The organism is Methylobacterium indicum (genome assembly GCF_001043895.1).
Classification (GTDB): domain Bacteria; phylum Pseudomonadota; class Alphaproteobacteria; order Rhizobiales; family Beijerinckiaceae; genus Methylobacterium; species Methylobacterium indicum.
Genome location: NZ_JTHF01000038.1, coordinates 21802 through 28597, shown reverse-complemented (window position 1 = coordinate 28597; position 6796 = coordinate 21802). Strand labels below are relative to the sequence as shown.

At 71.0% G+C, this 6796-nt stretch carries 4 protein-coding genes; 2 read left to right on the top strand and 2 right to left on the bottom strand.

Going from position 1 to position 6796, the window contains the following annotated elements; translation table 11 throughout:
• Both QR78_RS05105 and QR78_RS05100 read left to right on the top strand, forming a co-directional pair.
• Positions 1-872: hypothetical protein (locus tag QR78_RS05105; protein WP_048426424.1), on the top strand; the 872-nt coding region annotated here is incomplete at its 5' end.
• A 160-nt stretch (positions 873-1032) separates the two neighbouring features.
• Positions 1033-4005, top strand: a complete 2973-nt coding sequence (locus QR78_RS05100; protein WP_202972701.1) for a PAS domain-containing hybrid sensor histidine kinase/response regulator — start codon at positions 1033-1035, stop codon at positions 4003-4005.
• Positions 4006-4090: 85 nt separating this feature from the next.
• On the opposite strand, the gene QR78_RS05095 is transcribed toward QR78_RS05100, so the two are convergent.
• Together QR78_RS05095 and QR78_RS05090 are read right to left on the bottom strand one after the other, a co-directional pair.
• Entirely contained in the window at positions 4091-5869 is a 1779-nt protein-coding gene (locus QR78_RS05095) for a PQQ-dependent dehydrogenase, methanol/ethanol family (RefSeq protein WP_048426422.1), read from the bottom strand.
• Between the two features lie 59 nt (positions 5870-5928).
• On the bottom strand, positions 5929-6588 hold the full coding sequence (locus tag QR78_RS05090) for a QcrA and Rieske domain-containing protein (RefSeq protein ID WP_048426421.1): 660 nt from the start codon (positions 6586-6588) through the stop codon (positions 5929-5931).
• Between the last annotated feature and the right edge of the window lie 208 nt (positions 6589-6796).

Genomic DNA, 6796 nt, shown 5'->3' with positions numbered 1-6796 from the left:
CGGAGACGGCCGCCGGCGGCCCGCAGCGTCCGCGCCTCGACGTGGTGGCGCCGAAGCGCGACCGCTCGCGGCTGGTGCGCAACGGCATCGTGGCGGCGGTGCTGGCATCGATCGTCGGCGCCATCGCGGTCACCGCCTGGTCCCTGCGCGACAACCCGGCCGCCCTGCCGACGGGGTTTGCCGAGAACGGTCCCAACCGTCCGGCGGAGGCCCAGGATTCGAAATTCGCCGACCGGGTCGGCGGCGAGCGGGCGCCCCAGGCCCCGGCGCCCGCGCCGGCACCCGCCGCGCCCCAGGGCGGCACGGCCCGTCCCGCGCCGACGCCCGATCTCGCGGTGGCACAGCGCGGCACGCTCTACGAGGAGAACGGCCCGCAGGGCTCGGCCCCGAAGGCGACGCAGGCCCGGGTGGTCTGGCGCCTCGACGCGGTGAATGCCGGCCAGGGCCAGCCGCTCCAGACCGTGGTGCGGGCAACCGTCGACGTGCCGGATGCGGGCCTCAGCCTCGCGATGGTCCTGCGCCGCAACACCGACGCGACCCTGCCGGCCTCGCACATCATCGAGCTGACCTTCACCTCGACCGACGCGAACCGCACGGTGCGCGATGTCGGCCTGATCCAGTTCAAGGACGACGAATCCAGCCGCGGCTCGCCGGTCTCCGGCCTGCCGGTGCCGGTGCGCGACAACCTGTTCCTGATCGGCCTCTCGAACCTGAAGGCCGATATCGAACGCAACACCGACCTCCTGCTCAAGCGCAACTGGATCGACCTGCCGATCCGCTACGCCAACGGCAACCGGGCGATCCTGACCTTCGAGAAGGGCAATGCCGGCGAGAAGGTGCTGCGGGAAGCCTTCGAGCAGTGGCAGCCGTAAGGGTCCGGCACGGCTGACCGGCCCGCCGGCACGAGACGCGATCATTCCCGAACCTGCGGCGAGCCGGCCTCACCCGTCCCGGAATTTGTCCGATATCATTGTGCACGTCGGGCGGCGCGGATAGAAGCCCGCCCCTGGGGCGGGCATGGCGGGTGGGGACGTGCTGACAACTCTTTCGCGCGACGAGCTCGAGGCGGAAGTCCTGCGCCTGCGCGCCATCCTGGACAGGGCGGGAATCGAGCCCGGCTCCGTCGGCACGCCGGTGGATGCGGCGTCGCCGGACGGCGCGCGGGATCTGGCGGCGGCCCTCGACGCCAGCCGGACGGCCCTGGCCCAGAGCGAGGCGCGCCAGCGGGCGATCTTCGACAGCGCGGTCGACGTCGCCATGATCGTCACCGACCTCGACGGCACCGTCACCAACTGGAATTCGGGCGCCGAGCGGGCGATGGGCTGGACGGGCGCGGAGATGCGCGGCCAGGGGGTCGACCGCATCTTCGCGCCTGAGGACCGGGCACAGGGCTGCGTCCCGCGGGAGATGCGGCAGGCCCTGCGGGACGGACGGGCCTCCGACGACCGCTGGCACCTGCGCAAGGATGGCGAGCGGTTCTGGGCCTCGAGCGAGCTGATGCCGCTGCGCGACGGGGGCGGCGGGCCGATCGGCTTCGTGAAGATCCTGCGCGACCGCACCGGCGAGCATCTGGCCGGCATCGCCCTGCGCGCGGTCGAGGATCGTTACCGTCTCGCCGCCCGCGCGACCAACGACGCGATCTGGGATTGGGATCTGGCGACCGACGCCGTGCTCTGGAACGAGGCCCTGGCCCGGTCCTACGGCTACGCCCTCGCCGGCGTCGCGCCGACCGGCGCGTGGTGGATCGCCCGGATCCATCCGGACGACCGGGACCGCATCGAGCGCTCCATCCATGCGGTCATCGACGGGACCGCCACCTCCTGGACCGACGAGTACCGCTTCTGCCGCGCGGACGGCTCCTACGCGCCGGTGCTCGACCGCGGCCACGTGATCCGCGATGCCGAGGGCCGCGCCGTGCGCATGATCGGCGCCATGCTCGACCTGACCGGCCTGCGCGAGGCCGAGACCGCCTTGCGCGCCAGCGAGGAGCGCTTCCGCACCATCCTCGACACGGTGGAGGCGGCCTTCGCCATCGTCGAGGTCAAGTTCGATGCCGACGACCGGCCGGTGGATTACCGCTTCGTCGAAGCGAACCCCGCCTTCGAGCGGGAGGCCGGGGTCAACCTGCGCGGCAAGTGGGTGACCGAGTTCGCCCCGGACCTGGAGCCGTTCTGGTTCGAGACCTACGGGCGCGTCGCCCGGACCCGGGAGCCGACGACCTTCGAGAGCTACGCCGAGGCGTTCAAGCGCTGGTTCGACGTCCGGGCGGTTCCGGTCGGGCAGCCCGACGACCGGCAGATCGCCATCATCTTCAACGACGTGACCGCGCGCCGCGACGCCGAGGAGCGCCTGCGCGCCAGCGAGGCGCTCGCCCGCGAGAACGTCGAGCGCGTCCAGCTCGCCCTGGCGGCGGGCGCGATCATCGGCACCTGGCACTGGGACATCCCCGCCGACCGGTTCACCGTCGACGAGGGCTTCGCCCGGGCCTTCGGCCTCGATCCCGCCCTGGGCCGCGAGGGCATTCCCCTCGCCCAGATCGTCGCCCCCGTCCACCCGGACGACCAGGCTGCCCTGGCCGCGGCGATGAACGAAGCGATCGCGCGAGGCGGCGCCTATGCCCACCAGTACCGGGTGCGCCGCGCCGACGGCCATTATTCCTGGATCGAGGCCAATGGTCGCGTCGATCACGGGCCGGACGGGACGCCGCTGAGCTTTCCCGGCGTGCTCCTCGACGTCGAGGAGCGCCGCACCGTCGAGCAGGAGCGCGACCGCGCCATCGCCCAGCTGCGGGCGCTCGCCGGCACCCTGGAGCAGCGCGTGAGCGAGCGCACCGCCGAGCTGATGCAGGCGGAGGAGCAGCTGCGCCAGTCGCAGAAGATGGAGGCGGTGGGCCAGCTCACCGGGGGCCTCGCCCACGACTTCAACAACCTGCTCGCCGGCATCTCCGGCAGCCTGGAACTGATGAACGCCCGCATCGGCCAGGGCCGGCTCGCGGAGATCGACAAGTACATGGTCGCGGCGCAGGGGGCGACCCGGCGGGCGGCGGCCCTGACCCACCGCCTGCTGGCCTTCTCGCGCCGCCAGACGCTCGACCCCAAGGCCACCGACGTCAATGCCCTGATCGGCGGCATGACCGAGCTGATCCAGCGCACGGTCGGCCCCAGCGTGCAGATCGACACGGTGTGCCTGCCCGACCTGTGGCCGGCGCTGGTCGACCCGTCGCAGCTCGAGAACGCGCTCCTCAACCTCTGCATCAATGCCCGCGACGCGATGCCCGACGGCGGCCGGATCACGATCGAGACCGGCCACCGCCGGATCGACCGTCCGGCGGCGCAGCGCCAGGACATGCCGGAGGGCCATTACCTCGCGCTCGCCGTCTCCGACACCGGAACCGGGATGCCGCCGGAGGTGATCGCCAAGGCGTTCGACCCGTTCTTCACGACGAAGCCGCTGGGCCAGGGGACGGGCCTGGGCCTGTCGATGATCTACGGCTTCGCCAAGCAGTCCGGCGGGCAAGTGCGCATCCACTCCAAGGAGGGCGAAGGCACGACCGTCAGCATCTACCTGCCGCGCCATCGCGGCGCGGCGGAGCGGGACGAGGCACCGGCGGAGCAGGGCCTGCGCCCCATCGCGGAGGCCGGCGAGACCGTGCTGGTGGTGGACGACGAGCCGACCGTGCGCATGCTGGTCGCGGACGTGCTCGGCGACCTCGGCTACACGGCGATCGAGGCGGCGGATGGCGGCGGCGGCCTGTCGGTCCTGCAATCCGACGCGCGGATCGACCTGCTCGTCACCGATGTCGGCCTGCCCGGGGGCCTGAACGGCCGCCAGATGGCGGATGCGGCCCGGGTGAGCCGCCCCCACCTCAAGGTGCTGTTCATCACCGGTTTCGCGGAGAACGCGCTTCTGAGCAACGGCCAGCTCGAACCGGGCATGGCGGTGCTGACGAAGCCCTTCGCGGTGGATGTGCTGGCAACCCGCATCCGCGAGCTGATCGGCGCGTGAGCGGTGCCGGGCGCCCCGAGAGGAATGCGGTGCCGCGCCCCGTCGGCGCGGCACCGGACCGTTCGGCTCCGTCTCGCCCGGAGGATTACCGGATGGACGACCCGACCTCGGCCCGCTTCTGCGGCACCGTCTCGTCCTCGACCGCGAAGACCCAGACCGTGCCGCCCTGCGGGATGTCCTTCTCCCAGCCGTGCTCGTCGGCCATGATGCCCTGGACCAGGGCGGAATCGACGCCCCAGCCCGACACGACCGCGATGTACTGCTTGCCGTCGATGGCGTAGCTGATCGGCGGCGAGATGATCCCCGAATTGGTCTTGAAGCTCCACAGCTCCTTGCCGGACTTGGCGTCGTAGGCCCGGAACATCCGGTCGCTGGTGCCGCCGGTGAAGATCAGGTCTGTGGCCGTCGACAGGATCGAGCCCCACATCCACGACTTGGCGTAGGTGTCGCGCCACACCTCCTTGTTGGTGTTGACGTCGATGGCCTGGATGCCGCCGATATATTTCACGTCCTTGTCGATCAGGAGCTTGATGTCGGTGATGTCGACGCCGGCGGACCATTGGCCGGGGACCCGCTCCTGGATCTTGCCCTCGTAGGTCATGCAGTGATTGTCGTTGAACGGGACGTACAGCATCCCGGTCTTCGGGTTGAAGGATTCGTAGGGCCAGTCCTTGCCGCCCCACACGCTCGGGCAGTAGGTGCCGGCCCGGCCGGTGCCGGGCACGCCGGCCTGGTTGTAGGTCGGCCGACCGGTCTTCGGATCGACGCTCGAAAAGACCGTGTTCTTCACGAAGGGCCGGGCGTCGAGGAAGCTGATCTGGCCGCCGTCGGTGCGGCCGAGCCGGTAGAGATACCCGTTGCGCTGGGCGCTGATCATCGCCGGCACCTTCTTGCCGTCGCGGTCGAGCTCGATCAGGGTCGGGGCGTTCATCGCGGCCCAGTCCCAGGAATCGTTCCAGTGGTACTGGAAGTGGCTCTTGATCGTGCCGTCCGCCGGGTTCAGCGCGACGACCGAGGCGACGTACAGGTTGTCGCCGGGCCGCTGGTCGCCGAGCCAGGGCGAGCCGTTGCCGACGCCCCAGTAGAGCACCCCGTTCTTGGCGTCGTAGTTGCCCGGCATCCACATCGTGCCGCCGCCGATCTTCCAGGCATCCTTCCAGCGGCCCTCCTTCGGCCAGGTCTCGGAGCCCGGTTGGCCGGGAGCCGGCACGGCCCAGAAGGTCCAATCCTCCTTGCCGGTCTCCGCGTCGAAGGCCTTCAGGAAGCCGCGCACGCCGAATTCGCCCCCGGACGGGCCGATCATGATCCGGCCGTTCACCGCGACCGGGGCCGAGGTGATGTAGGCCCCCTGCGTCCAGTCGCAGACCTCGGCCTCCCACGCCACCTTGCCGGTCTTGGCGTCGAGGGCGACGAGCCGGCAGTCGAGGCCGGCGACGTAGACCTTGTCGCCCCACAGGGCGACGCCGCGATTGGTGTAGTGGAAGGCGCTGAACCCCTCGGGGAAGTCGCGCTTGTAGCGCCAGACCGACTCCCCGGTCTTCGCATCCATGGCGATGACCTGGTTGTAGGGCGTGGCGACATACATGACGCCGTTGTTGACGATCGGCGGCGCCTCGTGGCCGGAGGTCACGCCGGTGGCATAGCTCCAGACCGGCCTCAGCGACTTGACGTTGCCGGCGTTGACCTGCTCGAGCGGCGTGTAGCTCCAGCCGGCATAGTTGCCCTTGGCCATCAGCCAGTTCTCGGGCTCCGGGTTGGAGAGCCGCTCCTGGGTGACCGTCGCGTAGGTCTTCAGCGGCGCCGCCGCGGCGAGGGCGGGCACGAGGACGGAGCCGAGCAGGGCCGCGGACAGGGTCTTGATCATGGCGTTGACCTCCCAGAAGCGTCGTGTGGCGAAAGCGTCTTTCCGGTTCTCGCGACCGGTTATTGCTGCGACGGGGCCGCGCCGAGGGCGCCGACGAACGCGCCCGCCACCGTGACCGCCCCGTCGGTCACGGCGATCGGCAGCCCGGCGAGGCGGCGCGTGGCCGGGCCGGTCAGGACGGTGCCGTTGTCGGCGAGGTCGAAGCGCGAGCCGTGGCAGGTGCAGACCACCGAGCGGTGGTCCTCGTTGAGGAGCGTGATCGGGCAGCCGTTATGGGTGCAGATCGCCGAATAGGCGACGAGGCCGTCCGCCGATCGCGGCGCCGTGGCCGCGGTCAGGACGGCGGGGTCGGTGCGGATCAGCAGGATCTGGTTGACCCGCGAGCCGCTGCGGATCGTCCCGGTCGCCGGATCGACCGGATAGACGAGACGCGGCGGATCGCCGGCCTTGAGGTCGGCCGCCATGACCTTCCGGTCCTTGGACTCGCCGCTGAGATACGCGAAGGTGTCGCCGGGTTGCGGGCGCATCGATTTGGGATTCGGCGCCTTGACGGTCGATGCGTTGGCGGCCGGGACTTGACCGCCGGCCGGCTCTGCGGCGGCGAGGGCGTCGGCGGGGGCGAGAAGCAGCGCGAGCCCCGCCCTGAGCAGGCCTCGGCGCGGCAACGGCGTCCCGGTGCATCCGCCCGCGCACGGCTCCTGCGTCGTCTCGTCGGTCATGGGCACTCTCTCCGCGAAGGACCTATCGGGGACGGGCTTCGGCCCCGGCCCCGGAGCCGCGTGCGGCCGCCCGGGACGGCGCGCGTCAATGGACGCACGGTCGTCGCGGCCTCGACCCCGCAGCGCAGCATGGTGATGTCAAGAAATGTGTGCGTCGCACACGCGGTCATGACCGACTTATGCCGGTCTCGCGCATCCTTATCCTCCC